Origin of the sequence: Pseudomonas sp. BN515 (assembly GCF_029873155.1) — a bacterium.
GTDB lineage: Bacteria > Pseudomonadota > Gammaproteobacteria > Pseudomonadales > Pseudomonadaceae > Metapseudomonas.
Genome location: NZ_SSOH01000039.1, coordinates 1 through 25,022, shown reverse-complemented (window position 1 = coordinate 25,022; position 25,022 = coordinate 1). Strand labels below are relative to the sequence as shown.

26 protein-coding genes and 2 tRNA genes are annotated in these 25,022 nt (G+C 64.5%); 15 read left to right on the top strand and 13 right to left on the bottom strand.

The features are described 5' to 3' along the window. Window positions 1-54 precede the first annotated feature (54 nt). Window positions 55-564 carry an RDD family protein gene (locus tag E8E91_RS10295; protein ID WP_280375664.1) on the top strand — a complete coding sequence of 170 codons (510 nt, stop codon included), beginning with the start codon at window positions 55-57 and terminating at the stop codon, window positions 562-564. Here the strand turns inward: E8E91_RS10295 and E8E91_RS10290 are convergent, their stop codons facing one another. Further along, a complete protein-coding gene (locus tag E8E91_RS10290; RefSeq protein WP_280375663.1) occupies window positions 565-1,518 on the bottom strand; it encodes a LysR family transcriptional regulator in 954 nt (317 codons plus the stop codon). 101 nt (window positions 1,519-1,619) lie between these two features. Between E8E91_RS10290 and E8E91_RS10285 the strand changes: the two genes are divergently transcribed. After that, a complete protein-coding gene (locus E8E91_RS10285) occupies window positions 1,620-2,372 on the top strand; it encodes a sulfite exporter TauE/SafE family protein (RefSeq protein ID WP_280375662.1) in 753 nt (250 codons plus the stop codon). Between the two features lie 3 nt (window positions 2,373-2,375). On the opposite strand, the gene E8E91_RS10280 is transcribed toward E8E91_RS10285, so the two are convergent. Then, window positions 2,376-3,227, bottom strand: coding sequence for a LysR substrate-binding domain-containing protein (locus E8E91_RS10280; protein ID WP_190828180.1), 852 nt, complete (start codon window positions 3,225-3,227; stop codon window positions 2,376-2,378). A 97-nt stretch (window positions 3,228-3,324) separates the two neighbouring features. Here E8E91_RS10280 and E8E91_RS10275 point away from each other — a divergent pair, with 97 nt between their 5' ends. From E8E91_RS10275 to E8E91_RS10265, 3 genes are all read left to right on the top strand, one after another. Further along, window positions 3,325-3,564: a DUF1127 domain-containing protein gene (locus tag E8E91_RS10275; protein WP_280375661.1), complete on the top strand. Its 240-nt coding sequence runs from the start codon at window positions 3,325-3,327 to the stop codon at window positions 3,562-3,564. Window positions 3,565-3,641: 77 nt separating this feature from the next. After that, window positions 3,642-4,142, top strand: a complete 501-nt coding sequence (locus tag E8E91_RS10270) for a DUF3291 domain-containing protein (protein WP_280375660.1) — start codon at window positions 3,642-3,644, stop codon at window positions 4,140-4,142. 42 nt (window positions 4,143-4,184) lie between these two features. Beyond that, entirely contained in the window at window positions 4,185-5,402 is a 1,218-nt protein-coding gene (locus E8E91_RS10265; RefSeq protein ID WP_280375659.1) for a winged helix-turn-helix domain-containing protein, read from the top strand. Window positions 5,403-5,765: 363 nt separating this feature from the next. Here the strand turns inward: E8E91_RS10265 and E8E91_RS10260 are convergent, their stop codons facing one another. The 3 genes from E8E91_RS10260 to E8E91_RS10250 form a co-directional block, all read right to left on the bottom strand. Then, on the bottom strand, window positions 5,766-7,115 hold the full coding sequence (locus tag E8E91_RS10260; protein ID WP_280375658.1) for a 3-deoxy-7-phosphoheptulonate synthase class II: 1,350 nt from the start codon (window positions 7,113-7,115) through the stop codon (window positions 5,766-5,768). 64 nt (window positions 7,116-7,179) lie between these two features. After that, window positions 7,180-7,902 carry a sulfite exporter TauE/SafE family protein gene (locus E8E91_RS10255; RefSeq protein ID WP_280375657.1) on the bottom strand — a complete coding sequence of 241 codons (723 nt, stop codon included), beginning with the start codon at window positions 7,900-7,902 and terminating at the stop codon, window positions 7,180-7,182. Beyond that, a complete protein-coding gene (locus E8E91_RS10250) occupies window positions 7,899-9,233 on the bottom strand; it encodes an NAD(P)-binding domain-containing protein (protein ID WP_280375656.1) in 1,335 nt (444 codons plus the stop codon). The genes E8E91_RS10255 and E8E91_RS10250 overlap by 4 nt, the downstream gene beginning before the upstream one ends. A 167-nt stretch (window positions 9,234-9,400) precedes the next feature. On the opposite strand from E8E91_RS10250, the gene E8E91_RS10245 reads away from it, so the two are divergent. Continuing rightward, window positions 9,401-10,147, top strand: coding sequence for a spermidine synthase (locus E8E91_RS10245; RefSeq protein WP_280375655.1), 747 nt, complete (start codon window positions 9,401-9,403; stop codon window positions 10,145-10,147). A 129-nt stretch (window positions 10,148-10,276) separates the two neighbouring features. Here the strand turns inward: E8E91_RS10245 and E8E91_RS10240 are convergent, their stop codons facing one another. Beyond that, window positions 10,277-11,068, bottom strand: coding sequence for a crotonase/enoyl-CoA hydratase family protein (locus E8E91_RS10240; RefSeq protein ID WP_280375654.1), 792 nt, complete (start codon window positions 11,066-11,068; stop codon window positions 10,277-10,279). A 370-nt stretch (window positions 11,069-11,438) separates the two neighbouring features. Here E8E91_RS10240 and E8E91_RS10235 point away from each other — a divergent pair, with 370 nt between their 5' ends. Beyond that, window positions 11,439-13,115, top strand: coding sequence for a DEAD/DEAH box helicase (locus E8E91_RS10235; protein WP_280375653.1), 1,677 nt, complete (start codon window positions 11,439-11,441; stop codon window positions 13,113-13,115). A gap of 187 nt (window positions 13,116-13,302) precedes the next feature. On the opposite strand, the gene E8E91_RS10230 is transcribed toward E8E91_RS10235, so the two are convergent. After that, window positions 13,303-14,070 (bottom strand): class III extradiol ring-cleavage dioxygenase, encoded by a 768-nt coding sequence (locus tag E8E91_RS10230; protein WP_280375652.1) that lies wholly within the window; start codon window positions 14,068-14,070, stop codon window positions 13,303-13,305. Window positions 14,071-14,169: 99 nt separating this feature from the next. Between E8E91_RS10230 and E8E91_RS10225 the strand changes: the two genes are divergently transcribed. Then, window positions 14,170-14,826 carry a thiopurine S-methyltransferase gene (locus tag E8E91_RS10225; RefSeq protein WP_280375651.1) on the top strand — a complete coding sequence of 219 codons (657 nt, stop codon included), beginning with the start codon at window positions 14,170-14,172 and terminating at the stop codon, window positions 14,824-14,826. Window positions 14,827-14,924: 98 nt separating this feature from the next. Here E8E91_RS10225 and htpX read toward each other — a convergent pair whose 3' ends face one another. From htpX to E8E91_RS10210, 3 genes are all read right to left on the bottom strand, one after another. Beyond that, window positions 14,925-15,797 (bottom strand): protease HtpX, encoded by an 873-nt coding sequence (htpX, locus tag E8E91_RS10220; RefSeq protein ID WP_280375650.1) that lies wholly within the window; start codon window positions 15,795-15,797, stop codon window positions 14,925-14,927. Window positions 15,798-15,885: 88 nt separating this feature from the next. Then, complete coding sequence (locus tag E8E91_RS10215; protein WP_280375649.1) at window positions 15,886-16,338, bottom strand: hypothetical protein; 453 nt, start codon at window positions 16,336-16,338, stop codon at window positions 15,886-15,888. A gap of 6 nt (window positions 16,339-16,344) precedes the next feature. Then, on the bottom strand, window positions 16,345-17,556 hold the full coding sequence (locus tag E8E91_RS10210; protein WP_280375648.1) for a pyridoxal phosphate-dependent aminotransferase: 1,212 nt from the start codon (window positions 17,554-17,556) through the stop codon (window positions 16,345-16,347). Window positions 17,557-17,729: 173 nt separating this feature from the next. On the opposite strand from E8E91_RS10210, the gene msrB reads away from it, so the two are divergent. The 3 genes from msrB to E8E91_RS10195 all read left to right on the top strand — a co-directional run bounded on the left by msrB (window position 17,730) and on the right by E8E91_RS10195 (window position 19,191). Further along, a complete protein-coding gene (gene msrB / locus E8E91_RS10205) occupies window positions 17,730-18,122 on the top strand; it encodes a peptide-methionine (R)-S-oxide reductase MsrB (protein ID WP_280366513.1) in 393 nt (130 codons plus the stop codon). A 119-nt stretch (window positions 18,123-18,241) separates the two neighbouring features. After that, complete coding sequence (locus tag E8E91_RS10200; RefSeq protein WP_280366515.1) at window positions 18,242-18,727, top strand: glutathione peroxidase; 486 nt, start codon at window positions 18,242-18,244, stop codon at window positions 18,725-18,727. Then, window positions 18,724-19,191 (top strand): MarR family transcriptional regulator, encoded by a 468-nt coding sequence (locus E8E91_RS10195; protein ID WP_280375647.1) that lies wholly within the window; start codon window positions 18,724-18,726, stop codon window positions 19,189-19,191. The genes E8E91_RS10200 and E8E91_RS10195 overlap by 4 nt, the downstream gene beginning before the upstream one ends. On the opposite strand, the gene E8E91_RS10190 is transcribed toward E8E91_RS10195, so the two are convergent. Further along, complete coding sequence (locus E8E91_RS10190) at window positions 19,172-21,499, bottom strand: response regulator (protein ID WP_280375646.1); 2,328 nt, start codon at window positions 21,497-21,499, stop codon at window positions 19,172-19,174. The two genes, E8E91_RS10195 and E8E91_RS10190, sit on opposite strands and share 20 nt — an antisense overlap. 98 nt (window positions 21,500-21,597) lie before the next feature. On the opposite strand from E8E91_RS10190, the gene E8E91_RS10185 reads away from it, so the two are divergent. Then, complete coding sequence (locus E8E91_RS10185) at window positions 21,598-22,488, top strand: ATP-binding protein (RefSeq protein WP_280375645.1); 891 nt, start codon at window positions 21,598-21,600, stop codon at window positions 22,486-22,488. Continuing rightward, window positions 22,485-22,967, top strand: a complete 483-nt coding sequence (locus tag E8E91_RS10180) for a GAF domain-containing protein (RefSeq protein WP_280375644.1) — start codon at window positions 22,485-22,487, stop codon at window positions 22,965-22,967. The genes E8E91_RS10185 and E8E91_RS10180 overlap by 4 nt, the downstream gene beginning before the upstream one ends. A gap of 64 nt (window positions 22,968-23,031) precedes the next feature. Here E8E91_RS10180 and E8E91_RS10175 read toward each other — a convergent pair whose 3' ends face one another. After that, on the bottom strand, window positions 23,032-23,694 hold the full coding sequence (locus E8E91_RS10175; RefSeq protein WP_280375643.1) for a glutathione S-transferase family protein: 663 nt from the start codon (window positions 23,692-23,694) through the stop codon (window positions 23,032-23,034). Window positions 23,695-23,717: 23 nt separating this feature from the next. Further along, the gene (locus E8E91_RS10170; RefSeq protein WP_280375642.1) at window positions 23,718-24,488 is read right to left on the bottom strand and encodes a hypothetical protein; all 771 of its coding nucleotides are present in this window, start codon (window positions 24,486-24,488) and stop codon (window positions 23,718-23,720) included. A gap of 230 nt (window positions 24,489-24,718) precedes the next feature. Here E8E91_RS10170 and E8E91_RS10165 point away from each other — a divergent pair. Next, a tRNA-Glu gene (locus E8E91_RS10165) sits at window positions 24,719-24,794 on the top strand. 5 nt (window positions 24,795-24,799) lie between these two features. After that, window positions 24,800-24,875, top strand: a tRNA-Gly gene (locus E8E91_RS10160). Window positions 24,876-25,022: the final 147 nt, after the last annotated feature.

The window sequence follows — 25,022 nt, the reverse complement described above, 5'->3', positions numbered from 1 at the left end:
ATTGGCTCCATGAGGCACCACAATTGCCCGGTCAACCTCTGCAAGGACTGCATCATGGACAACCTGCAAAACCCCTATCAGGCGCCCCAGGCGGAGCTCACGATCAACAGCGCCGCCCAGCCCCTGCTCGCCTCGCGCTGGACCCGCCTTGGCGCGGCCTTGATCGACGGCCTCATCATGAGCCTGGCGACGGTACCAGTGGCTTACTTCTCCGGTGCCTTCGCCGCCGCCCAGCAGGGCATCGAGCCTAGCCTGGGCCAGCAGTTGCTGAGTCTGGTGGTGGGTGTAGCGGTGTTCCTGCTGGTCAACGGTCACTTCCTCAAGAACTTCGGCCAGACGCTCGGCAAACGCCTGCTGAAGATCGCCATCGTCAATCTCGACGGCCAGGTGCCGGAGCTGGGCGGCCTGTTGCTCAAGCGCTACCTGGTCTGGTGGTTGCTGGCGTACATCCCGTTGATCGGCGCGCTGCTGGTGGTAGTGGACTACCTGTTCATCTTCCGCGGCGATCGCCGCTGCCTGCATGACCTGCTGGCGGGCACCCGCGTGGTGCAGCTGCCGCGCTGATCAGGCCCGGCCCAGGCCGCCCAGGGCGAGATCCCAGGGCGGCACCGGGCCGAAGCGGTTCTTCAGGAACTCCAGTAACAGCCGGCTTCGCGAGCTGGCTTCTCCTTCCAGGCGCAAGGCATAGATGCCGCTGGGCTCCGGCGCCGGCAGGCCGTCTTCGCAGAACAGCGCCACCAGTTCACCGCGTACCAGGTATTCGCTGATCAGCCAGGTCGGCAGGTGAGCGATTCCGAGCCCGGCCAGGGCGCTGAATACCAGGGTTTCGGCATTGTTCGCCGTCATGCGCATGCGCCCCGGGCGAATGTGCTGCAGCTTGCCGTCCACCTCGAAACGCCAGGCGTAGGGCGGCGCCAGGGCATCCCAGTCGAGGCCATCGTGTTCCGGCAACTCCCGTGGATCGCGGGGGATGCCACGTCGGCGCAGGTACTCAGGGCTGGCGCAGAGGATTCGCACCATCGGGGCGAGCGGGGTAGCGACCAAGCGGGTATCGGCCAGGGGACCGATTCGCAGCACCAGGTCGACCTGGCCTAGGCTTTCACCCTGCATGTCGATGAAGCTGTCGATCAGCCGCAACTGCACATCCAGCCCGGGATAGCTGGCGAGGAACTCCGCGATGGCCGGAGCCAGGTGGCGGCGGCCGAAAGGACTGGGCGCGTCGATGCGGATCAGCCCCTCGGGCGCGCTGCTCAGGGACACCGCTTCCGCGCGGGCAAGGCGTAATTCCGCAAGCACCCGCTTTGCCCGTTCGGCAAAGGCAAGGCCTGCCGGGGTGGCTTTCACCGCGTGGGTGCTGCGCACGAACAGTGTGCTGCCGAGTGCACGCTCCAGGGCATCGATGCGCCGTGCCACCGCCGAAGGTGTGAGCGGGTGGCGGCGGGCGGCGGCGGAAAAGCTGCCGGCGTCCAGGACGTCGAGGAAGAGGGCCAGTTGTTCAGTCAGGGCATCGGGGTTCATCAGCATTGCCTATGCGTATTTCGCAAAGCCATTGTGCGTTGCTGTGCGTTTCCGCGGCAATTAGTGCTGCGTAGCATTGCGCCAACTGATTGGGAGGCGTCATGGATCTCGTTACGTTCGTTCTGAATATCGTGCTGGGTGCACTGCTCGGCACCATGGGTGGCCTCTTCGGCATTGGTGGCGGGTTGATCGCCATTCCTGCCCTGGGCGTGCTCTTCGGCCTCGACCAGCAACTGGCCCAGGGCACTGCCCTGGTGATGGTGGTGCCCAACGTACTGCTGGCGCTGTGGCGCTACCACCAGCGCAATCGCATCGATCCGCGCTACGCGACGCTGCTGGCGGGCACCAGTTTCGGTTTCGCCTGGCTGGCTTCGCTGTTCGCGGTGCGAGTGGATGCGGAGAGCATGCGCCTGGCCTTCGTTGGCTTCCTGCTGGCCCTGGCTGCCTACAACTTCGCGCGGATGTTCATGGCCAAGGCACAGGCCAGCGCCGAACTGCGCCAGCCGTGGCCCTGGCTGGGCGCCCTGGGTGGTGTGGCGGGTGCCGCCGGAGGCCTGTTCGGGGTGGGCGGCGCGGTGATCGCCACGCCGGTATTGACCAGTGTCTTCGGCACCAGCCAGGTGATGGCCCAGGGGCTTTCCCTGGCGCTGGCCGCACCGAGCACCGCCGTGACCCTGGCCACCTACGGCCTGCACGACCACGTGAACTGGGCCATGGGCCTGCCCCTGGCGGTCGGGGGGCTGCTCAGCATCAGTTGGGGCGTGCGCCTGGCCCACGCCTTGCCGGAGCGGGTGCTGCGCTCGCTCTTCTGCGCCTTCTTGCTGCTCTGTGCGGTGATGCTGGCGATCAAGTAAGGCTCAGATGCGGAAGCCTTCGATGATGTGTTCGGCCAAGGTCTCTGTTACCGGCGACTGATGGCGCTCGCTGCGCAGCAGCATGATGTTGCACACCGGTAGCTGCGGCAGGCCTTCGGCCTCGCCAAGGATGCGCATGTCCGGGGTGATCAGGCTCTGCAACTGGGCGGTAACCGCCAGCCCGGCGCTGACCACGGCCATGATGGCTGACAGGCTCGGGCTGGTGTAGGCCACCCGGTATTCGCGTCCAATGGCGTCCAGGGCATTACAGGCCCAGGCGCGACAGAAGCATTCGGAGTTGAACATGGCGAGTGGCAGGGCTGGTTGTTCGTGGGGGGTGAAACCTATGGCCTCGGCCCAGACGATACGCTCCTGACGCAGAAACTCTCCGATATCGTCGCCCGGCTTGCGGGTCACAATGGTCAGGTCGAGGTCCTGGCGCTGTAGCAGTTGGGCAGAGGAGTCGCAGTGCACTTCCACCTGCACCAGCGGATAGGCCTGGGCAAAGCGCGAAAGGATGCCCGGCAGGAAACGCATCACATAGTCGTCCGGCGTGCCGATGCGCACCGAACCCACCATGTGGGGCTGGCGCAGGGTGTTCATCACCTCGCCATGCAACTTGAGGATGCGCCGCGCATAGCCCAGCAGGATCTGCCCCTCGGCGGTGAGCCTGACCTGGCGACCGTCGCGCTCGAACACCGCGCGCTGCAGGACGTCTTCTTCCAGCCGCTTCATCTGCATGCTCACGGCTGACTGGGTGCGGTTGACCATTTCCGCTGCGCGGGTGAAGCCGCCGTAGTCGGCGATGGCGACGAAGGTTCGCAGCAATTCGGTATCGATGGCGGGGTAGTTCATTCATCAATTCCTGAGATGCACCACATAAGAAACATTCGTTGGATTGATCTTAGTCCCGTGTGGAAACTGGCGCCATCCCCACAGGGAGGGCGATACGATGAAAGGTCAACACGGTTTTATCGGTACTTCGCATGACGCTCGTTTCAACGCAGCGCATCATCACGAAAGCTGGCTTGCCGCCGCCTGGCACGCGATCAGGCGCTGGGAGCAATTGGCGTATGAGCGTGACCAGCTCGCACGCATGAGCGATGACATGCTCAAGGACATCGGCTTGTCTCGTGCCGACGTGATGGAAGAGAGTGATCGTCACTTCTGGGAAGATCCGCTGAAAAAGTGAAACCAGGATGCGGCCCGCCACCGGTGAAGCGCAGGGCGGGCCGCAGCCCTCGAAGAATGGATGCACAGGACGGGAACATGTCGAACACCCACGAGCTGGCTCAACTGAACATCGCCTCGATGAAGGCGCCCCTCGATTCCCCGCTCATGGCCGACTTCGTCGCTAACCTGGCGCCGATCAACGCCCTGGCCGATAGCGCGCCGGGATTCGTCTGGCGGCTCCAGGACGAGGAGGGTGATGCCACGGCCATCCGCCCATTCGGTCCGGAGGTGCTGGTCAATCTCTCGGTCTGGCGCGATGTGGCCAGCCTCACCGACTTCGTCTATCGCTCCGCCCATGTCGAGATGCTGCGTCGGCGCAAGGAGTGGTTCGAACGTGTTTCCGGCATGCACCAGGTGCTCTGGTGGGTGCCCAAGGGACACCGGCCGGACGTCCGGGAGGCAGCGCAACGCCTGGCATTGCTGCAAGCGAATGGCCCGACGCCGCAAGCCTTCACCTTCCGCCAGAGTTTTCTCGCGCCGGATCAGGCAGTCCCCTTTGCGCCCTTCGACGTGGAGTGCGAAAGCCAGGCGGGCTGATGCTACTGTGAAGCGTCATTCCCCCTACCGGCACGGAGCCCCATGACGCTGACCCTTTCCCTTCCCGAAGCCCGTCGCCTGGCCCTGGCAGCCCAGGGGTTCGCGCGGGCGCCGCGCGGTGCCATCCGCCATCGGCAATTGCTGGCGCAACTGGATGCGCTGGGCGTCGTGCAGATCGATTCGGTGAACGCCCTGGTGCGTTCCCATTACCTTCCGGCCTTTTCCCGCCTGGGCCACTACGACCGTGCATTGCTGGACGACCTGGCCTGGGGTAAGCCCCGGCGCCGGGCACTGTTCGAATACTGGGGGCATGAGGCGTCACTCCTGCCGCTGGAGCTCTATCCGTTGATGCGTTGGCGCATGTGCCGGGCGGCGAATGGTCAGGGCATCTACCAGCAACTGGCGCGCTTTGGCTTCGAGCAGCAGGAGGTGATCCAGCGCGTCTTGCAGGCGGTACGCGATCAGGGCCCGCTGGGAGCCGGTGCCCTGAGTGCGCGGGAAGAGCGCGCCGGCCCCTGGTGGGACTGGAGCGCGGAAAAGCACGCCATGGAATGGCTGTTCGCCGCGGGTGAAGTGACGGTCGCCGGGCGTCGGGGTTTCGAGCGCCTCTACGACCTGCCTGAGCGGGTGATTCCCGCTGACATCCTGAACCAGCCCGATATGCCCGAGGCCGATGCCCAGCGCCAGTTGCTGCTGCGCGCCGCCCAGGCCCTTGGCGTGGCCACCGAGCGGGACCTGCGGGACTACTACCGGCTCGATACCGGCGACAGCCAGGCGCGTCTGGCCGAGCTGGTGGAGGAGGGCGCGCTGCAACAGGTCCAGGTCAATGGCTGGAAACAGCCGGCCTACTGCCTGGGCGAGCCCAAAGCGCCGCGCAAGGTCCGCGCCAGTGCATTGCTGTCGCCCTTCGATTCGCTGATCTGGGAGCGGGCGCGCACGGAGCGCCTGTTCGACTTCCGCTATCGCCTGGAAATCTACACGCCGCAACACAAGCGCCAGTACGGCTACTACGTGTTGCCCTTCCTGCATGACGAGCGCCTTGCCGCGCGAGTCGACTTGCGTGCCGAACGCGCCCAGGACCGCCTGGCGGTGCATGCGCTGCATGAGGAGGAGCGCGGCCTCACAGAAGCCGGGATACAAGCGCTGGCGGAAAACCTGCGGAGCATGGCGGAATGGCTGGGGTTGGGCGAAGTGGCGGTCACCTGCAGGCGGCCGGGGACGGTGCGGTTGCAGGCGTACCTGTCCGGGCTGGGGAACTGATGGGGCTTTGTGGGGGCGAATTCATTCGCTATATCAAGTGTTGCAAGTAGCTGGATTGCCTGTAGGAGCTGGCTTGCCAGCGAATGGCCCCTTTTCGCTAGCAAGTTAGCTCCTACAAGGCTCCTGGAGCGACGTTCGATAAATTCGCTGCTTTTGTAGGTTGTGGTAGAGCGAAGCGAAACCCAACGTTCCGTGGAGCAATGTTGGGCCTCGTTCCTCGGGCCAACCTACGGCAGGACTGCGTCCTGCTTCGATGTGTCTGCACTAAGCTGCATTGCCCGTAGGAGCTGGCTTGCCAGCGAATGGTCCCTTTTCGCTAGCAAGCTAGAGCTCCTACAAGGCTCCCACAGGAAAAGCGATGTCCTAGTGCCGAATCTGCTTCAGCGTTTCGGCGATCAGGAAAGCCAGTTCCAGGGACTGGTCGGCGTTCAGGCGCGGGTCGCAGTGGGTGTGGTAGCGGTCGGAGAGCGCGTCTTCGGTGATGGGGCGGGCGCCGCCAATGCATTCGGTGACGTTCTGCCCGGTCATCTCGATATGGATGCCGCCCGCGTAGCTGCCCTCGGCACGGTGCACCTCGAAGAACTGCTTCACCTCGCCGAGGATGGCGGCGAAGTCGCGGGTCTTGTAGCCGCTGGAGGCCTTGATGGTGTTGCCGTGCATGGGGTCGGAGCTCCACAGCACTTTGCGGCCTTCACGTTCGACGGTACGGATCAGGCGGGGCAGGTGCTCACCGACCTTTTCGGCGCCCATGCGCACGATCAGGTTGAGGCGGCCCGGGTCGTTGTCCGGGTTGAGGATATCGATCAGGCGGATCAGTTCTTCGCCGTCCATGCTCGGTCCGACCTTGACCCCGATGGGGTTGCCGACGCCACGCATGAACTCCACGTGGGCGCCATCCAGTTGGCGGGTGCGGTCGCCGATCCAGAGCATGTGCGCGGAGCAGTCGTACCAGCCGCCAGTGAGGCTGTCGCGGCGCACGAACGCCTGCTCGTAGTTCAGCAGCAGCGCTTCGTGGGCGGTGAAGAAGCTGGCTTCGCGCAGTTGCGGCGCGCTATCCAGGCCGCACGCGCGCATGAAGGCCAGGGCTTCGTCGATGCGGTCGGCCAGTTGGCTGTACTTCTCGGTCAGCGCCGAGTTGGCGATGAAGTCCAGGTTCCACTGATGCACCTGGTGCACGTCGGCGAAACCGCCCTGGGCGAACGCGCGCAGCAGGTTGAGGCTGGCGGTGGACTGGTGATAGGCCTGCAGCAGGCGCTCCGGATCCGGAACGCGGCTGGTGGAGTCGAAGCCGATGCCGTTGACGATGTCGCCGCGATAGGCCGGCAGGGTGATGTCGCCCTGGGTTTCGTTGCCGGAAGAGCGCGGCTTGGCGAACTGGCCGGCCATGCGCCCCACCTTCACCACTGGGCAGCCGGCGGCGAAGGTCATGACGATGGCCATCTGCAGCAGCACCTTGAAGGTGTCGCGGATCTTGGCGGCGGAGAACTCCGCGAAGCTTTCAGCGCAGTCGCCGCCCTGGAGCAGGAAGGCGCGGCCTTCGGTGACCTCGGCGAACTGGCGGCGCAGCTCGCGCGCTTCGCCGGCGAACACCAGGGGCGGGAAGCTCGCCAGGGTCTGCTCGACATGCGCCAGCTTGGCGGCGTCCGGGTACTCGGGCTGTTGCTGGATGGGTTTGTCCCTCCAGCTTTCAGGGCTCCATTCTTGGCTGCTCATCAGGGTCTCGATTCGGCGGCTTGCGGTAGATGAACCATGGTAACCGAAAGGCCCCGAGGCGGCGCTAGGCGCGCCAGCAGAGGAGCACACCGCAGAGGCAGAGCAGCAGGTGCATGGCGGTGCGGAAATGTGCTTCGGCCAGGCGCTGGTGCAGGTACTCCCCGGCCAGCGCGCCGACCAGGAGCAGCGGCGCATAGGTGGCGATGCGCGGCAGCGCGGGTGCCAGGCTGCCGTCGTAGAGGTAGGCCAGGGTCAGCAGGCTGTTGAGGCCGAACCAGACGCAGAGCAGGGTGGCGCGCAGGCGTGCCTTGTCCAGCGCGGTGCCGGCCAACGCATGGACCAGCAGGGGCCCGCCGGAAGCGAACAGGCCATGGCTGATGCCCGCCGCGCCGGTCTGCAGGCTCGTCATCCAGGCCGGCGTACGGCCATCGGGCGCACCGCGCAGCAATTCGCGCAGGGCGAACCAGAGGATCAGCAGGCCGAAGCCCAGCTTCATCGGGCCGTCATCCAGCCAGGGCCGGAGGCCGTAGCCGATCGAAGTGCCGATGAGCATGCCGGGCAGGACGGTGGCGAGCAGCAGGCGCCACTGCACCAGGCGGCGATTGCGCCAGGCGAGGAAGCCGCTCATGAGGATGTTCAGCGGCACGAGAACCGGCAGCAGGTCATGGATCGGCAGCAGCAGGGCGCCCAGCGATAGAGCGACGATGGTGCTGCCGAATCCGGTGATGGCTTCCAGGGTGTAGGCAAGGAGGATGAACACGCCCAGCCAGAGCCAGGCGTCACTCATGTCCCGGCCGGGACGCCGGCTAACGGCTGGACGCTTTCCAGGCCCCGGCTGAGCTCGGCGATGTGTTGCTTCACCTGGTTGCGGTAGCTGTCCTTGTGCACGTAGTAGGCCATGCGCTCCAGCTCCAGGTAGGCGTAACCGCCGTCGAGACGCTGGCTGGCGCGTTCGGCCTTGAGCGCACGGAAGCGATCAGCCTGCGCACTGCGGGCCTGCTGCTGGCGGATGTACAGGGCCACCAGTTCTGCCTGTTCCGCGCGGCCCTGCCAGCCCAGGCCTGAAGCCTCGACCATGCCCATCATGAACAGGTCGTCGTACTCGGGATGGAAGATGTTCAGGTAGAGCTGCGGGGCGCTGGCGCGCTCGGGCCAGTTCAGCTGGGCGCGGTCGATGAAGGGATAGTCCAGCTTGTAGCCGGTGGCCTGGAGAATCAGGTCGTACTCGGCCTGCTGGCCATCGCTGAAGGTCACGCGGTGGCCTTCGACTTGCGTGATGTCCGGACGCGCCTTGATGTCGCCATGCCCCAGGTGGTGGAGCACCAGGGAGTTCATCACCGGGTGGGATTCGTAGAGCTTGTAGTCCGGGTCGGGAAGGCCGTACTGCGACGGCTTTCCAACGAGTGCGCGCACCAGCAGGCCATCGACCAGTTGCTTGAGCCGGCGCGGGAGCTTCACGGCGCCGCCGAAGGTATCGGTGGGGCGGCCGAGGAGGAACTTGGGCAGGAAGTAGTAACCACGGCGCACCGAGAGGTCGACCGAGGCGGCGCGATGCACGGCGTCGACGGCAATGTCGCAGGCCGAGTTGCCGCAGCCCACCAGCAGGACCCGCTTGCCGTCGAACATGGCCGGCGAGCGGTATTGTGCCGAGTGCAGCAGTTCACCGTCGAAGTGGCCGGGCAGGGCGGGCCGGTTGGGGGTGTGCAAGGTGCCGTTGGCGATCAGCACTCCGTCGAAATGGCTTTCGCGACGCTGGCCGTCCTGCTCGGTGATCAGCTTCCAGCCGCGCTCCAGGCGTTCCAGGTGCAGCACGCGGGTATTGAAGCGGAAGTGTTTGTAGAGGTCGAAATGCCGGGCGTAGTCGCGGAAGTAGCGGCGCATTTCGCTGTGATGCGGGTAGGGTGCCACGTCGGCATCCATGGGGAATTCGCTGAACTCGGTGGTGTGCTTCGACGAGATCAGGTGCGCCGAGTCGTACATGGTGCTGTGAGGGTTGTCGATGTCCCACAGGCCGCCGACATCGCCGTTCAGCTCGAAGCCGACGAAGGGAATGCCATGTTTCTGCAGTTGGCGGGCACTGCACAGACCCATGGGGCCCGCGCCGATGATGGCGTACATGCTGGATTCGACCTCTGCGCTGTTATTCTTGTGCGGTTTTTCGCCCCTGGGGCGCGCGGTTCGGATTATGCCGGGAGCACAGGCTCCGGCTTCAATGGCAATAGGCGCCGGTGCAGCGCCGGGTTGGTGCGAAATGTCAGCGCCGGCCTTTAAGGAGTGATGACTTGATGTCCGAGGAGCGCCTGCTCGCGGAAGTGCATGATGATTTCGGCGTGATCCGCGTCTACGAAGTCGGCCCCTATCGCATCCTCGAATTCGGCGAGGCGGTGGAGCAAAGCTGTGTCTTCGTGGCCGATCCGGCCTGGCTGGAATACGACTACACCCGCGCCATGCTGCTGGGCGCGTTGTGCCACGAGGCGCCGGAAAGCGCGTTGTTCCTCGGTCTGGGCGCCGGCACCCTGACCCAGGCGTGCCTGAAGTTCCTGCCGCTGGACGACGTGGAAGTGATCGAGCTGCGCCCCGATGTGCCGCGACTGGCCATGGAGTACCTGGGGCTGACCGATGACCCACGCCTGTACGTGCGCATCGGCGATGCCCTGGAGCTGCTCGACAGCGCCGAGCCTGCGGACCTGATCTTCGTCGATCTCTATACCGATCAGGGGCCGGGTGTCGGTCACCTGGCCTGGAACTTCCTCGGAGCCTGCCAGAAGCGCCTCAGCCCTGGCGGTTGGCTGGTGATCAACCAGTGGGCGGCGGACGACGGCAAGCCCCTTGGCGCGGCCCTGCTGCGCGGGCTATTCCACCGCCATTACTGGGAGTGCCCGGTGAAGGAGGGCAATGTGGTGCTCTTCGTGCCGGCTGACCTCGAACAGACACTGGACCTCGGCGCGCTCAAGGCCAGGGCCGACGCACTGGCTCCCGCGCTTGGCTATTCGCTGCAATCGCTGCTGGATGTGGTGCGGCCGGCGAGTTAGCGAGCAGGAGCTATCCGGCTTTTCTGTAGGGGCGAATTCATTCGCCAAGGGCTGCGAAGCAGCCCCGTCGATGGGAGTGATTGGGCGTCGCGCGGTGTTCAGCCAGGTGCCGGGGGCCTTGGTGGCCGGTCATTTCCCTTTGAAGTGCCCGTCGCGCCGTTCCAGCATGGCCCGCAGCCCTTCCTTGGCATCCTCGGACTCCAGCAGGCGCTTGGCCTCGGCTGGCAGGGCGGCAGCCGCGGCCTTTTCGCCTTCGTCGAGGGTCTGGCGCGCAGAGGCCAGCGTGGCGCGGACTCCCAGTGGCGCCTGGGCGGCTACCCGTTCCGCCAGCCAGATGGCGCGGGGTAGCAGGTCTTCGGGCGGCAACACTTCCTGGACCAGCCCCAGGCGATAGGCTTCGTGCGCGTCGAACTCATCCCCCGTGAGCAGCCAGCGCATGGCATTGCCCCAGCCGGCGATCTGGTGCAAGCGCAGTGTGGCGCCACCGAAGGGGAAAATGCCGCGCTGCACTTCCAGCTGTGCGAATCGGGTGGTACTGGCGCATAGGTTGATGTCCGCCGCCAGCATGAGTTCGATGCCGATGGTGTAGCAGTAGCCCTGCACGGCGACCATCAGCGGCTTGGTCGGACGCGGGCCGCCGAAGGTGCCCCAGGGGTCCACGGAGCCGGCCGGCATCTTCCAGCCCTGCTTGAAGGTCTCCCCGACGCTGGCCAGGTCGAGCCCGGCGGTGAAGTGCTCGCCATGGGCGAAGACCAGCGCGCAGCGCGCATTGTCGTCCCGTTCGTACTCGCCCAATGCCAGGACCAGATCGTCCAGCATCGCCTGGTCGAAGGCATTGCGCTTGGTCGTGCGGTCAAGGCCGATCAGCATGATGTGGCCGCGCTTTTCACGACTGACGCGGCCGGCGGAACTGGTGGACATGGATGGCTTTCCTTCGTGGGAATGACAGGAGGGCAGGTGGGATATAGACCCGCGCAATGGGCTTGTCCATTGCCGCGCGCCGTCTGGCGGAGAGGAAGCTGGGGTGCCGAAAAAGCTGCACGCGTGCAAGATTTTTCCTGTATGATGCGCGCCGGCCAATTGACGGCTCCGTTCAAGTACTGCGTTTTTTCCCGAGGCACTTTGCCTTCGGCTGCAAGTCCGCGCTGCGGGCTACCCTTGACGTTTCATCCATTCCCAATAAAGCGATCACGCAAATTCTCTACCAGGCTGCCAGGGCGACCCACAAGGTCCTTCACGGCATGTGCAGCTATGGAACAAGGGTCTTTGCGGATGCACATGAGGCAGACCCATGACCCAGGAAATCGGCACTTTTGCCGCGCTCGGCATTCATCCCAATGTACTGGCCGCAATCACTGCGGTCGGCTATGAAGAGCCGTCCCCCATCCAGGCCCAGTCGATTCCGGTAATCCTTGCCGGTCACGACATGATTGGCCAGGCCCAGACCGGTACCGGCAAGACTGCAGCCTTCGCGCTGCCGATCCTGTCGCGCATCGATCCGGCCAAACGAGAGCCGCAGGCGCTGATCCTGGCACCGACCCGCGAGCTCGCACTGCAAGTTGCTACCGCTTTCGAAACCTACGCCAAGCAGATGCCGGGCCTGAACGTGGTCGCCGTATACGGCGGCGCGCCCATGGGTCCGCAGCTCAAGGCCCTGCGCCAGGGCGCCCAGGTGATCGTGGCGACCCCCGGCCGTCTGTGCGACCACCTGCGTCGCGATGACAAGATGCTCGCCACCGTGCAGCAGCTGGTGCTGGACGAAGCGGACGAAATGCTCAAGCTCGGTTTCATGGACGACCTCGAAGTGATCTTCGAAGCCCTCCCGGAAAGCCGCCAGAGCGTGCTGTTCTCCGCTACCCTGCCGCCGTCGATCCGCTCGATCGCCGAGCGTCACCTGCGTAACCCGCAGCACGTCAAGATCGCTGCCAAGACCCAGACCGTGGCGCGCATCGAGCAGGCCCACCTGATGGTCCACGCCGACCAGAAGACCCCGGCTGTCCTGCGTCTGCTGGAAGTCGAGGAATTCGACGCGCTGATCGCCTTCGTGCGTACCAAGCAGGCCACCCTGGACCTCGCCAGCGCCCTGGAAGCCAAGGGCTACAAGGCCGCTGCGCTGAACGGCGACATCGCCCAGAACCAGCGTGAGCGCGTGATCGAGTCGCTGAAGGACGGCCGTCTGGACATCGTGGTCGCCACCGACGTTGCTGCTCGCGGTATCGACGTACCGCGTATCACCCACGTGTTCAACGTGGACATGCCCTACGATCCGGAATCCTACGTGCACCGTATCGGCCGTACTGGCCGTGCCGGTCGCGATGGTCGTGCGCTGCTGCTGGTAACCCCGCGTGAGCGCCGCATGCTGCAGGTGATCGAGCGTGTGACCGGTCAGAAGGTCGCTGAAGTGCGCCTGCCCAACGCCCAGCAAGTGCTGGACGCGCGCATCAAGAAACTGAACACCAGCCTCACCCCGCTGGTGGCCGAGGCCGATGCAAAGTACGGCGATCTGCTGGATCGTCTGGTGGCCGATATCGGTTGCACCCCGCATGCCCTGGCTGCCGCGCTGCTGCAGCGCGCCACCAACGGCCAGGCCCTGAACCTGGCGGACGTGGAGCGCGAACAGCCCCTGGTGCCCAGCTTCCAGCCGCGCGAGCGCCGCGAGCGTGATGGTGCTGACCGTGGCGAGCGTGGTGAATACCGCGAGCGTCGTGCGCCGATGCCGCTGGGCGAAGGCCGTGTACGCTGCCGTACCGCGCTGGGTACCCGCGACGGTATCGCCGCGAAGAACCTGCTGGGCGCCATCCTCAACGAGGGCGGCATCGCCCGTGAGGCCATCGGTCGTATCCAGATTCGCGAAACCTTCAGCCTGATCGAGCTGCCGGAAGAAGGCCTCGACCGCCTGCTGGGCAAGCTCAAGGACACTCGTGTGGCCGGCAAACAGCTCAAGCTTCGCCGCTACCGCGAAGACTGAAGCGCGATGCTGTAAAACGAAAAAGCCCCGCAATTGCGGGGCTTTTTTGTGGGTGTCGTTCGGGGTATCGATTCATTGTAGGGGCGAATTCATTCGCCAAGGGCGACGTAGTTGCCCCCTTCGGCTTGGCAAGGCAGCCCTGCGGTCTGAATGGCGAATGAATTCTCCCCTACAAGAGCATCGCTGCTCAGTCAAATCGATAGATATCCATCCCCAGCGCCCCCAGGGTGAAGCCGCTGTGCACCAGGCCAAAGCGGCTGCCGGCACCGCGGGCGAAGTAGAGCGGGAGCAGATGCTCGTCCCGTGGATGGTTGCGCGCGGCGTGGGGCGCGAGGCTGCGGTAGTCGTGCAGGGCGGCTTCGTCGTTGGCTTCGAGGTGTTCCACCATCCAGTCGCGGAATTCCTTGGCCCAGGGGGTGACCACGTCGGGACCGGCGCGCCAGTTCAGTTCGCCCAGGTTGTGGGTGATGCTGCCCGAACCGATCAGCAGGATGCCGCGTTCCCGCAGGCTCGCCAGGGCCTGGCCGATGCGGGTCTGGAATGCTGGGCCCAGGCGACTGGGTAGCGACAGCTGGACCACCGGGATATCGGCCTCGGGGTACATCAGCGTCAACGGCACCCAGGTACCATGGTCGAATGGGCGTTCCGGGTCGACCCCGGCAGGAAAGCCGGCTTCGGTCAGCAGGGCTGCGATTTCCTCGGCCAGCTGTGGTGCGCCGGGTGCCGGGTATTGCACGGCGTAGAGCGGCGGCGGGAAGCCGTAGAAGTCGTGCCAGGTTTCCGGATGCGGGCTGCCGCTGAGCAGCAGCTGATTGCTCTCCCAGTGGGCGGAAACCACCAGGATCGCCTTGGGACGCGGCAGGGAGTCGGCCAGGGTCTTGAGCGCCGGACCGCTTTCACCGGGCTCCAGGGCGAGCATGGGAGAGCCGTGGGAGATGTAGAGGCTGGGTAGCATTTCGGAATTCCTCCGGTAGGATTCCGGCATCATCCGGGCTGGATATATCGATTTCCAGCATAATTATTTGAGCTATTTGATCGAATTTGTGGAGGCGTCATGGACGAGCAGTTCTGGCAGGCACGTTGGGCGGAGAATCAGATCGGCTTCCACCTGCGCGAGGTCAATCCTTACCTCGAACGCTACTGGCCGCAGCTCGGGCTGGCACGGGGTTGCCAGGTGCTGGTGCCACTCTGCGGCAAGACACTGGATCTGGTGTGGCTGGCCGGGCAGGGCTACAGGGTGCTCGGCGTTGAACTGGCCGAGCGTGCAGTGGAGGATTTCTTCGCCGAGCAGGGGCTGAAGCCCGAGGTGTCGCAACAGGGTGCCCTGCGTCGCTACAGCGCGGGTGCCATCGAGATTCTTCAGGGCGACTTCTTCGCCGTCACCGCAGCGGATGTCGCCGGGTGTCACGGGCTTTACGATCGCGCGGCCTTGATCGCGTTGCCGCCCGCCATGCGTGATGAGTATGTGGCTCATCTGCAACGCATCCTGCCTGCGCGTTGTGATGGGCTGATGGTCACGCTGGAGTACGAGCAGGCGCGCCTGGAAGGGCCGCCGTTCTCGGTGCCCGAATCCGAAGTGCGCCGTCACCTGGAGGCCGGCTGGGAAGTCGAGCTGCTGGAGCGCAACGACGTGCTGGAAAAGAACTGGAAGTTCGCCTCTCGCGGGCTGGATAGCCTGCACGAGCCGGTGTTCCGCCTGAGTCGTAGATAGCGACGAATTGTTGGGCTTCGCGGAGCTCAGCCACAACCTACGATCGGAGCAGGCAAAAAAGGGCGGCCAATTGGCCGCCCAAGTCAGTGTGATTCGTTTCAGCCGCGGCGGCGCAGGGCCTCGATGCGGTCTTCCAGCGGCGGATGGCTCATCAGCAGGCCGGCGAGGCCGTGCTTCAGGCCGCCGTTGATGCCGAAGGCGGTCAGGCTGTCGGGCATCTGCACCGGTACGCCTTGCTCGGCACGCAGGCGCTGCAGGGCGCCGATCATGGCGTTGGTGCCGGCCAGGCTGGCGCCGGCCTCGTCGGCGCGGTACTCGCGGCGGCGCGAGAACCACATGACGATGATGCTGGCGAGGATGCCCAGGACCAGTTCAGCGAAGATGGTCGCGACGAAGTAGCCGATGCCGGGGCCTTCTTCGTTCTTCAGGATCACCTTGTCGACGAAGTTGCCGAAGATGCGCGCGAAGAACATCACGAAGGTGTTCACCACGCCCTGGATCAGCGACAGGGTGACCATGTCGCCGTTGGCCACGTGGCCGATCTCGTGGGCCAGTACGGCTTTCACTTCATCGGGGGAGAAGCGCTCCAGCAGGCCCTGGCTCACGGCCACCAGTGCATCGTTCTTGTTCCAGCCGGTGGCGAAGGCGTTCGCTTCGTAGGCTGGGAAGATGCCCACTTCCGGCATCTTGATGCCGGCTTCGCGGGACAGTTGCTCGACGGTCTGCAGCAGCCACTGCTCATGGCGGGTGCGGGGCTGGGTGATGATCTCGGTGCCGGTACTCATCTTCGCCATCCACTTGGAGATGAACAGCGAGATCAGCGAGCCGGCGAAGCCGAACACGGCGCAGTAGACCAGCAGGCTGCCGTAGTTCTGGCCGGTGAACCGGTCTACGCCCAGCAGCTTCAGGGTGATGCTGGCAATCACCAGGACTGCAAGGTTTGTGGCCAGGAACAACAGAATGCGCATCATGATTGGAACAGTCTCCTCACGGCGGAAAGCGGTTTCGTATGCGGGGGTATATAAGGGGCGGCCCTGGCGTATTCAACCAGGGACTATTTCAAACTATGTCGCCCAGGACGTCGGCACTGCTCTCGAAGATTAGTCGAGTCAGGCGTACGAGGCGTTCGCTGTCGGCATTGCGCAGGGCATCGCGCAGTTGCTGCGCAAGGCTGGCGCGGACCCGCAGGATGCTGGGTGGCAGCGTTTCGGGATTGGCCAGCGCGCCAGGCAGCGCGCGGGACATCCGCAGAAAGCCCTTCTCGGTGAGGGTCGCCTGGTCCAGCGCTTCGAAATGGATGGTGCTGTCGAAGCGCAGGTAGCCCTCGTCTGCAAGCCAGAGCAGGGCGCCCAGGCAGCTTTCGTGGCGCTTGCTGGGCAGGCCGAACTCATCCGGTTCGGACGGACCGATCAGGTCTTCCACATAGAGCGCAATGCGCCGCGGAAAGGCCTGATACAGCTGTAGCAGGCCGGTGGCGCAGTCCTTGTAGAAGTCGTCGATCTGCAGGTCCATTGGCCGTTACTGGCGATACGACTTGAGGAAGTTGCCGATGCGGCCGATGGCCTGCTCGAGGTCGTCGACGCGGGGCAGGGTGACCACGCGGAAGTGGTCCGGCCACGGCCAGTTGAAGGCGGTGCCCTGGACGATCAGCAACTTTTCGGAGAGCAGCAGGTCGAGGACGAACTTCTCGTCGTTGTGGATCGGGCAGACCTTCGGGTCGATCTTCGGGAAGGCGTAGAGCGCGCCCATGGGCTTCACGCAGCTGACGCCGGGGATGTCATTGAGCAGTTCCCAGGCGCGGTTGCGCTGTTCCAGCAGGCGGCCGTTGGGCAGGACCAGGTCGTTGATGCTCTGGTAGCCGCCGAGGGCGGTCTGGATCGCGTGCTGGCTGGGTACGTTGGCGCACAGGCGCATGTTGGCCAGGATATCCAGGCCTTCGATGTAGCTCTGGGCCTTGTGCTTGGGACCGGAAATCGCCACCCAGCCGGAACGGAAGCCGGCCACGCGATAGGACTTGGACAGGCCGTTGAAGGTCAGGCAGAGCACGTCCGGCGCGAGGGCGGCGGTGGAGATGTGCTGGGCCTCGTCGTAGAGGATCTTGTCGTAGATCTCGTCGGAGAACAGCACCAGGTTGTGCTGGCGGGCCAGTTCGACGATGTCCATCAGCACTTCGCGGGAATACACCGCGCCAGTGGGGTTGTTCGGGTTGATCAGCACCAGGGCCTTGGTGTTCGGGGTGATCTTCGCCTTCATGTCGGCAATGTCGGGGAACCAGCCGGCCTGTTCGTCGCACAGGTAATGCACCGGCTTGCCGCCACCCAGGGCCACGGAGGCGGTCCACAGCGGGTAGTCCGGTGCCGGGATCAGCACCTCATCGCCATTGTTCAGCAAGGCCTGCATGGCCATCACGATCAGCTCGGAGACGCCGTTGCCGAGGTAGATGTCCTCGATGCCGACGCCTTCCACCTGCTTCTGCTGGTAGTACTGCATCACGGCCTTGCGCGCGCTGAACAGGCCCTTGGAATCGCTGTAGCCCTGGGCGGTGGGCAGGTTGCGAATCACGTCCTGGAGGATTTCCTCCGGGGCTTCGAAACCGAACGGCGCCGGATTGCCGATGTTCAGCTTGAGGATGCGATGGCCTTCCTCTTCCAGGCGTTTGGCGTGCTTGAGCACCGGTCCGCGGATGTCGTAGCAGACATTGGCGAGCTTGTTCGATTTGCTGACCTGCATGATGCGTGGATGTCCCGAGTGAAAAGGGTCGCGCGAGGCGACGGGGATCGATGCGCCTTGGCAGCCTGTAACGCCACTGCCAGACTGGCGTCTGATGAATCGCGCATGATACGTGCGGCCCGATGGCCCGAAAAGGTCGGGATCGGGCTTTTTTACCATTGCCGAGGACTGTCATGGACAAGCTTGAGAAACCCCTGGAAAGCTGGCGTGAGGAGCTTTCCGATACCCAGTTCCACGTTTGCCGTCTGGGTGGCACCGAGCGTGCCTTTACCGGCGAGTACTACGCCACCAAGACGCCAGGCATCTACCACTGCGCTTGTTGCGGTGAAGCGCTGTTCGACTCCGATGCCAAGTACGATTCCGGCAGCGGCTGGCCGAGTTACTTCCAGCCGGTGGGCAAGGACGTCATTGCCGAGCGCGAGGACTTCAGCCACGGCATGCACCGTATCGAGGTGCGCTGTGCCCGCTGCGATGCCCATCTGGGCCATGTCTTCCCGGACGGCCCGCGTCCCACCGGTCTGCGTTATTGCATCAACTCGGTGTCGCTGAAGCTCGAACCGCGTTAAGCGCGCGGCTTTTGATGAGGCCCGCCAAAAGGCGGGCCTTTTTATAGAGAAATTAAATTGCACGCAATTTAATTGAGAGCTATTTTTCTGGATCTAAATTCCCCGAACAGGTTCCGACCATGAGCGACAAGATCCTCGATATCCCCGTCACCACCATCAAAGGCGAGCAGAAGACCCTCGGGGACTTCGGCGGCAAGGCCCTGCTGGTGGTCAATACCGCGAGCAAGTGCGGCTTCACCCCGCAGTACAAGGGCCTGGAAGAGCTCTGGCAGCAATACAAGGAGCGGGGCCTGGTGGTGCTGGGCTTCCCCTGCAACCAGTTCGGCAAGCAGGAACCGGGTGACGAAGGCGCCATCAGCGAGTTCTGCGAACTGAACTTCGGCGTCAGCTTCCCGCTGTTCAAGAAGATTGACGTGAACGGCGCGCAGGCCCATCCGCTCTACGTGCAGCTGAAGAAGCGCGCACCGGGCCTGCTGGGCAGCCAGGGCATCAAATGGAACTTCACCAAGTTCCTGATCAGCCAGGACGGCCAGCGCATCCAGCGCTTCGCGCCGACCACCAAGCCGGAAGAGATCACCGCCGAGATCGAAGCCCTGCTGAAATGAACACGCCATCGATCGAGCCGGAGCTGCTGCTGGATAACCAGCTCTGTTTCAAGCTCTACGCCGCGTCCCGCGCGGTGATTCGTGGTTACCGGCCGCTGCTGGAGCCCCTTGGCCTGACCTACCCGCAGTACCTGGTCATGCTGGTGCTCTGGGAGTGGCACGCACGGGCGCCGGAACAACCCACGGTCAAGGCCCTGGGCGAGCGCCTGCTGCTGGATTCGGGCACCCTCACGCCGTTGCTTAAACGCCTGGAGCAGCTCGGGTTGGTGCGCCGCAAGCGCGCGGCCCATGACGAGCGTGAAGTGCACCTGGCGCTGACGGAAGAGGGCGCTGCCCTGCGGGATAAGGTGATGCCGCTGCGCAATGAGCTGATCTGCGCCAGCGGTCTGGACCTCAACGAAATGGCAGAACTGCGCGCGCGCCTCGGCGAGTTGCTGGGTCAGCTCATCGGGTTGCCTGAGTAGCCGGCAGCCAAGTGTCGAGCAAGGCCACCAGCTCCTCGCGGCGGAACGGCTTGGCCAGGTAGTCGTCCATGCCGGCGGCGCGGCAGCGTTCGCGTTCGTCCGGCAGGGCATTGGCGGTCAGGGCGATGATCGGCAGGTCCGGCCAGCGGCCACTCTGGCGAATGCGCCGGGTCGCTTCGTAGCCGTCCATCACCGGCATGTTGCAGTCCATCAACACCAGGTCGACGGCCGATTGCTCCAGGCGGCTCAGGGCTTCGGCGCCGTGGGTCGCCAGCAGCACTTCGCAGCCCAGTTTCGCCAGCATGCCCTTGGCCACCAGCTGGTTCACCGCGTTGTCCTCCACCAGCAGCACCCGCGCATGGCGATGCTGAGGTTCGGCGGTTTCCGGTGCTGCCGCTGGCGCTTCGTCCGGGAGTTTCAGCAGTACCCGCTGCAGGGCCTGGTGCAACGCCGCCCGCGACAGGGGGCGGGCCAACTGGTGCAAGGGTGTCAGGGTCGCCGCCCGTGGTGGCGGCAGGAAGCTGCCGTAGCCGGTGACCAGCAGGATGGGCATATGGGCGGTGCGACGCAGGTTTTCCAGGCAGTCGGGGTTGTCGCTGATCAGCAGGTCGGCGTGTGCACCGCTGAGGTCGGTGCCCGCGTCGCGGCGTTCGAATTCCAATCCCCACAGCGGCAACCAGGTCCCCAGCATCTCGGCCAGGCCGCTCTTGGCGCTGCACAGGGCGATGACCTTGCCCTGCATCGGCGCGCGTGATTCCGCCGGGCTGTGCTCCACCAGTGGCAATTCCGCACTGAACAGGCTGCCCAGACCTTCCTGGGATTTCACGTCCAGCTGGCCCTGCATGGCCTCGCACAGATGGCGGGTCAGCGCCAGGCCAAGGCCGGTGCCGCCAAATTGCCGGGTGATGCCGGCGCTGCCCTGGGAGAAGGGCTGGAACAGTTTGGGCAGGGCTTCGGCTGAGATGCCGATGCCGGTATCGCGAACCGTGATCAGCACGCCGCCTGGACTGGGAGCAGCGCGCAGGTCGACGCGGCCGAATCGGGTGAACTTGAGGGCGTTGGACAGGAGGTTGCTGATCACCTGGCGCACCCGCGTCGGGTCGCCCACCACCAGCGACGGTAGTTTCGGGTCGATCAGGCAGGTCAGCTCGACGCCGGGCGCCGTGTTCTGCGACAGCAGGTTGGCGGTGTCTTCCACCAAGGTGCCAAGGTCGAAGGGGATCTGCTCCAGCTCCAGTTGGCCGGCTTCGAACTTGGACAGGTCGAGGATGTCGTTGAGCAGTTCCACCAGCACGCTGCCGGAGTCGTGGGCGATCTGCAGCTGGCGTCGCTGCTCGTTGTTGAGCGGGCCGTCCAGCGCCAGGTCAAGCATGCCTAGCAGGCCGTTGAGCGGCGTTCGGATCTCGTGGCTCATGTTGGCGAGGAAGGCGGCGCGGGCCTTGGCCATTTCCAGCGCGGTACTGCGCGCCACCTCAAGTTCCTGGTTGTAGCGGCTGAGGCGGCTGTTGGCGGCCTTCAGCTCGGCGGTGCGCGCCGACACGATGTTCTCCAGCTCGGCCAGGTACTGGTTGAGGCGCTCGTCCGCCTCGCGGCGCTGCTGCATTTCGGTGGCCAGGCTGGCCAACTGGCGGTTCGTCACTTCCACCAGCACACCGATCTCGTCCTGCTCGTGGCCGGGCGGGCAGGGCAGCTTGGTATCTGGCGAGGCGCGCGGGTCGCGCTCGCTGAGGCCGCGGATCAGCTCCACCAGCGGCTTGGTCAGCATGCTGTAGAAGAGCACCAGGAGGATCAGCGACAGCAGCAGGCTGCGCACGAAGCCGCTGAGCAGGGTGATCATGGCGCGGCGCAGGAAGTGGCTGCCGAAGGCGAAGGTGTCCACTTCCAGGCGCAGGACGCCCAGGGTTTCGTTGGGGGCGTGGATGATATAGAGCGGGTCCTCGAACTCGCGCTGCTCACCGAACAGGTAGTCGCTGAAGATACGGAAGTCGCTTTCGGTGCGCGGACGGCTGACGCTGGCCAGCACCGCTCCGTTGTTGTCGATGATCTCCGCGCGAATCACCGCTGGCGAGCGCAAGAGGCCGAGGACCAGTTCCTGGGCCAGTTCGGCGTCGATGTTGTAGGCGATGCGCGCGGCCGGGCTGTGGGCGATCTCAAGGAGCGCCTTGATCTCGCGTTCGATCGAGGCGTTTTCGTTGAGATAGTCGCTGGCTACCTGGATGACGCTGAGGACGGTGCCGAGGAGGAACGCCACCAGCACCGTGAGGCTGGCCTGCTTGAATGACAGCCGTTGTGTCAGCGGAATATCCATGGGGCTTGGGATTTGGCCTTGTTCCGAGGGCTTGCCAAGCATAGCCTATCCCGTCTGCCGGCAGCGCCTGATGGCTGCGGCTGAAGAAGGAGTTGAACGTGGATTCCCGCCTGTATGAGATTCTCGAGCGCGCCGATGCGGTGCTGGCCCGTCTCGAACCCCTGTTGCCCGTACCTCGACCGGTAATCGACTGGAAGAAGAGCCTGGCTGCACGCTGGCATCGCGATGGTCGCAGCGGATACCTGCAACCGCTGGACATCAGCCTGGACCTGTCCCTCGCCGACCTGATCGGTGTCGACAAACAGCGTGAGCAGCTGGCTGGAAACACCCGCCAGTTCGTCGACGGGCTGCCGGCCAACCATGCGCTGCTCTGGGGCGCCCGGGGCACCGGTAAATCTTCCCTGGTTCGCGCGCTGCTGGCCGAGCATGCCGGTGCCGGCCTGCGCCTGATCGAGATCGAACGCGACCACCTGGCCGACCTGCCGCGCGTGGTGGAGCAACTGGCCGGCCTGCCGCAGCGCTTCGTGCTGTTCTGCGATGACCTGTCCTTCGAGGCGGGCGAGGGCGACTACCGCGTGCTCAAGAGCGTGCTGGATGGTTCCCTGGAACGTGCCCCGGACAACGTGCTGCTCTACGCCACCTCCAACCGCCGCCACCTAGTGCCGGAGAAGCAGAGCGACAACGAGCACTGGCAGATGGTAGACGGCGAACTGCATCCCAACGAAGCGGTGGAAGACAAGATCGCCCTGTCCGACCGCTTCGGCCTCTGGTTGTCCTTCTATCCCTTTACCCAGGACCACTTCCTGGCCGTGGTGCGCCACTGGATCGGCGTGCTGGCCGAACCGGCTGCCCTGAAATGGGGGTGGACCGAGGAGCTGGAAATACTGGCGATCCGCTGGGCACTGGGGCGCGGTAATCGCAATGGCCGTTGCGCCTATCAATTCGCCCGCCACTGGGTCGGGCTCGCTTTGCTGGAGTCTTCCAAATGATCGATCTGCAACAGACTGGCGCGGGCCTGTCCGGCTATGCGCTGCTGGCTGCCCAGCTGGAATCCCTGCTGGCCGATGAGCGCGATTTCATCGCCAACAGCTCGCAGTTCTCTGCCTTTCTATTCAACGAGCTGGCGGACCTGAACTGGGCCGGCTTCTACCTCAATCGCAACGAGGAGCTGGTGCTCGGCCCGTTCCAGGGCAAGGTCGCCTGCGTGCGTATCCCCTTCAGCAAGGGCGTCTGCGGCGCAGCGGCGCGCACCCGGGAAACCCAGCGGGTGGAAGACGTGCACGCCTTCCCTGGCCACATCGCCTGCGACAGCGCGTCCAACAGTGAACTGGTAGTGCCGCTGGTGAAGGACGGCCGCCTGATCGGTGTGCTCGACCTGGACAGCCCCAAGCTGGCGCGCTTCACCGCAGAGGACCAGGCTGGCATCGAGCAGCTGGCGTCGATCTACCTGCGCCTGACCGACTGCTGATCGAGCGGTAATAAAAAGCCCGGACTTGTCCGGGCTTTTTCATGGGTTGGTGGTGGCGACAGGCTCAGGTGCGGCCGGCCAGCTTGGCGAGGATCTTCTGTTCGCCCGGCAACACGGCCTGCACCGATTCCCGCGCGGTCATGCGCTCGTAGTGGGCTGCCAGGTGCGGCCAGCGCCCGGCATCGAGGCGCTCGCCGCCGTGCTCCATGTTGATCATCTGGGTGGCGAAGGCAAGGTCTGCCAAGGTCAGGCGCTCGCCGACGAAGTACTCTGCGGTACCCAGGGCCTTCTCCAGATAGTCGAAGTGGGGCGGCAGCTTGTCCACCAGGGCTGCCTGGACGATGGCTTCGTCGCAGGCCTGGCCCATGGATGGCTTCAGGGTCCGGTTGCGGAACACGCCGAAGGTGGCCAGTGGGGCCACTTCGTAGTCGCAATACTTCTCCAGCCAGCGGACCCGTGCGCGCTCCTCGGTGTCACGGCCGTAAAGCGGGGCGAGTTGGGTGTGCTTCTCTTCCAGGTACTGGCAGATCACGCTGGAGTCGGCAAGGGTCACGTCGCCGTCACGCAGGGCCGGAATGCGGCCCAGGGGACTCAGCTCGCGGAACCAGCTCGGCTGGCTGAAGGGCGAGACGATTTCCAGCTGGTAGTCCAGCCCCTTTTCCAGCAGGTAGAGGCGCACTTTGCGCACGAAAGGAGACAGCGGGGCGCCGTAGAGGGTCAGGCTCATCGGGAGGTCCTCGTCTGAGCGGATCAGTCGTAGATGTTCTTCTTCTTCCAGGTGTCTTCGTCTTCCAATGACTTAAGACCCTCAGTCAGCTCGCTCGGTTCGTCAGCGCTCGGCTGGGCGTTTTCCAGCACCAGGGCGTTGGCGCGCGCGAGATGGGCTTTCAGCTGTTGCAGCTGATTCTGGTAGTGGGCGGGATCGGGCTGTTTCTGCAGGTACTGGACGCCGCGCTCGAAGGCCAGGCGAGCCTGGCGCGGCTGGTTTTCCTGCAGGGCCTGCAGGCCGAGGTTGGTGAAGAACTCCACGTGCAGCTGGACCAGCATGTCGCGGATGTCCTTCACCCAGCTCTTGGCCTCGTTGGCCGGTAGCAGGCCATCCTGGGCGGCGCGGGTGATCTGGCCGTGGAGGCTTTCCAGCTGGAAGCGGATTTCCTTGGCCTTGGCTTCGCTGGCGATCTTCTGTGGTGGATTGTTCACCGCGATGGATTCGCCCTGGCCGACCAGCGGGCGGAGTTGCCCGAGGCGGGTCTTGAGGGCGTTGTCGTTCTTGTCCACCTGCAGCAGGCGTTCGCCGAGCTGCAATTGCAGTCGGGTCAGCAGCAGCTTGAGTGCGGGGGAAACCATCTGGCCGGGGAGGGTTTCGGAAAGGTCGGCGCAGCGGCGGATGCGGTCACTGAGGTCGGCCTTGAGTCGGGCCTTCTCCAGTTTGCTGTTCTCCACCATGTGGTTCACGTAGCCAATGACAATAAGGATGACGATACCGACAACGATCAACAGGGTGATCACGAGTGGCGACATCTATAGGGCTCCGAGGTTCTTGTCAGAATGGGCTGAGTTTAGAGGCTCGACTTCCGCGCTCATAGAGGCGGATCAAATTTTGAGCAGAAGTCTTTGATTTTAAAAAGTTTTTGATAGGGGGTTGACGGGTGTTCGAGGCGTCCCTAGAATGCGCGCCACTTCGACGCGATGCCCAGGCAGCGCTGAGAAGCCGGAAGAAAGCATGAAAGCTGTTGTAAGTTCCGGGCCGCGTCCCCTTCGTCTAGTGGCCTAGGACACCGCCCTTTCACGGCGGTAACAGGGGTTCGAGTCCCCTAGGGGACGCCAATATTGCGGGAATAGCTCAGTTGGTAGAGCACGACCTTGCCAAGGTCGGGGTCGCGAGTTCGAGTCTCGTTTCCCGCTCCAGATTCAAAAGCAGGGCCAAGGCCTTGCTTACCCAGTCCCGATAAGGGGTTGGGCGCACCTAGAGTGCGGGCTGTAAAGGTTGTATGCGGGAATAGCTCAGTTGGTAGAGCACGACCTTGCCAAGGTCGGGGTCGCGAGTTCGAGTCT

Excerpts from the sequence above, each read along its gene's own strand:
- E8E91_RS10295 (WP_280375664.1), top strand. The coding sequence starts at position 55 with ATGGACAACCTGCAAAACCCCTATCAGGCGCCCCAGGCGGAGCTCACG.
- E8E91_RS10290 (WP_280375663.1), bottom strand. The coding sequence starts at position 1,518 with ATGAACCCCGATGCCCTGACTGAACAACTGGCCCTCTTCCTCGACGTC.
- E8E91_RS10285 (WP_280375662.1), top strand. The coding sequence starts at position 1,620 with ATGGATCTCGTTACGTTCGTTCTGAATATCGTGCTGGGTGCACTGCTC.
- E8E91_RS10280 (WP_190828180.1), bottom strand. The coding sequence starts at position 3,227 with ATGAACTACCCCGCCATCGATACCGAATTGCTGCGAACCTTCGTCGCC.
- E8E91_RS10275 (WP_280375661.1), top strand. The coding sequence starts at position 3,325 with ATGAAAGGTCAACACGGTTTTATCGGTACTTCGCATGACGCTCGTTTC.
- E8E91_RS10270 (WP_280375660.1), top strand. The coding sequence starts at position 3,642 with ATGTCGAACACCCACGAGCTGGCTCAACTGAACATCGCCTCGATGAAG.
- E8E91_RS10265 (WP_280375659.1), top strand. The coding sequence starts at position 4,185 with ATGACGCTGACCCTTTCCCTTCCCGAAGCCCGTCGCCTGGCCCTGGCA.
- E8E91_RS10260 (WP_280375658.1), bottom strand. The coding sequence starts at position 7,115 with ATGAGCAGCCAAGAATGGAGCCCTGAAAGCTGGAGGGACAAACCCATC.
- E8E91_RS10255 (WP_280375657.1), bottom strand. The coding sequence starts at position 7,902 with ATGAGTGACGCCTGGCTCTGGCTGGGCGTGTTCATCCTCCTTGCCTAC.
- E8E91_RS10250 (WP_280375656.1), bottom strand. The coding sequence starts at position 9,233 with ATGTACGCCATCATCGGCGCGGGCCCCATGGGTCTGTGCAGTGCCCGC.
- E8E91_RS10245 (WP_280375655.1), top strand. The coding sequence starts at position 9,401 with ATGTCCGAGGAGCGCCTGCTCGCGGAAGTGCATGATGATTTCGGCGTG.
- E8E91_RS10240 (WP_280375654.1), bottom strand. The coding sequence starts at position 11,068 with ATGTCCACCAGTTCCGCCGGCCGCGTCAGTCGTGAAAAGCGCGGCCAC.
- E8E91_RS10235 (WP_280375653.1), top strand. The coding sequence starts at position 11,439 with ATGACCCAGGAAATCGGCACTTTTGCCGCGCTCGGCATTCATCCCAAT.
- E8E91_RS10230 (WP_280375652.1), bottom strand. The coding sequence starts at position 14,070 with ATGCTACCCAGCCTCTACATCTCCCACGGCTCTCCCATGCTCGCCCTG.
- E8E91_RS10225 (WP_280375651.1), top strand. The coding sequence starts at position 14,170 with ATGGACGAGCAGTTCTGGCAGGCACGTTGGGCGGAGAATCAGATCGGC.
- htpX (WP_280375650.1), bottom strand. The coding sequence starts at position 15,797 with ATGATGCGCATTCTGTTGTTCCTGGCCACAAACCTTGCAGTCCTGGTG.
- E8E91_RS10215 (WP_280375649.1), bottom strand. The coding sequence starts at position 16,338 with ATGGACCTGCAGATCGACGACTTCTACAAGGACTGCGCCACCGGCCTG.
- E8E91_RS10210 (WP_280375648.1), bottom strand. The coding sequence starts at position 17,556 with ATGCAGGTCAGCAAATCGAACAAGCTCGCCAATGTCTGCTACGACATC.
- msrB (WP_280366513.1), top strand. The coding sequence starts at position 17,730 with ATGGACAAGCTTGAGAAACCCCTGGAAAGCTGGCGTGAGGAGCTTTCC.
- E8E91_RS10200 (WP_280366515.1), top strand. The coding sequence starts at position 18,242 with ATGAGCGACAAGATCCTCGATATCCCCGTCACCACCATCAAAGGCGAG.
- E8E91_RS10195 (WP_280375647.1), top strand. The coding sequence starts at position 18,724 with ATGAACACGCCATCGATCGAGCCGGAGCTGCTGCTGGATAACCAGCTC.
- E8E91_RS10190 (WP_280375646.1), bottom strand. The coding sequence starts at position 21,499 with ATGGATATTCCGCTGACACAACGGCTGTCATTCAAGCAGGCCAGCCTC.
- E8E91_RS10180 (WP_280375644.1), top strand. The coding sequence starts at position 22,485 with ATGATCGATCTGCAACAGACTGGCGCGGGCCTGTCCGGCTATGCGCTG.
- E8E91_RS10175 (WP_280375643.1), bottom strand. The coding sequence starts at position 23,694 with ATGAGCCTGACCCTCTACGGCGCCCCGCTGTCTCCTTTCGTGCGCAAA.
- E8E91_RS10170 (WP_280375642.1), bottom strand. The coding sequence starts at position 24,488 with ATGTCGCCACTCGTGATCACCCTGTTGATCGTTGTCGGTATCGTCATC.